Raw genomic sequence first — 749 nt, 5'->3', positions numbered from 1 at the left:
ATGTATTACTTACCACCATAAATATTAAACCAATACCACATGAAAAAACAAAGAGAAGAAACCATATCAGAAATAAACCGACTATATTTTTAGACGTGAAACTCTCGCCAAGTAATGCCAGAGTGAACATCAAAAGAATAAAAACCAATGCATATATAATAATTTCTAAAGCTGCTCTGGAAATTAATGTATCTATAGGTTTTACAGGTCGATAGTTAAATAGCCCTTGGTTGGCCTCAATAGCAGATATCGATCTGTTTGTTATATTGCTAAAAATAAAGAAAGGAATTATTCCATTAACTAAAAAAACAGGAAAAGAAATATCAGGCATGGTTTTATGCATAACATATCCCAAGGTCCCAACCAGCACCATCAAATGCGCCGCAGGCTCCAGCACCGCCCACAAATACCCAAGTCTATACTTCCCAAACCGCGTTTTTATTTCCCGCATGAATAATGCTTTGATCACTGCCTGCTGGACTTCCAAGCCACTTCTTGCCATACAACCTCTATCCATAATTTTATTTTTGGCACGCTACCGCCCATGGCTCATAGCAACCAGTCCGCTAACAGGGAAAGATTTATATTTTCAGGAAATGTTTTAGTGGCGAGAGACAAATATATTAAATACTTGCCTTATATATTTCAGCTATTGAAGAGACCCGAAATATCACTCCATTGAACATTTCAGAAGGCACTACGTCCTTGCTACATTGTACTCAATATGATGTTATTTCGTAGTCTATGTG

1 pseudogene is annotated in these 749 nt (G+C 37.0%); it reads right to left on the bottom strand.

Annotated elements, in window-relative coordinates:
• A pseudogene (locus tag NNN71_RS24795) lies at positions 1-502 on the bottom strand (ABC transporter permease); the annotation flags it as partial.
• Positions 503-749 lie beyond the last annotated feature (247 nt).

The sequence above is a fragment of the Kluyvera sp. Awk 3 genome (assembly GCF_028069715.1).
Taxonomy (GTDB): domain Bacteria; phylum Pseudomonadota; class Gammaproteobacteria; order Enterobacterales; family Enterobacteriaceae; genus Kluyvera; species Kluyvera georgiana_A.
This window is presented reverse-complemented; position numbering and strand designations above follow the sequence as displayed.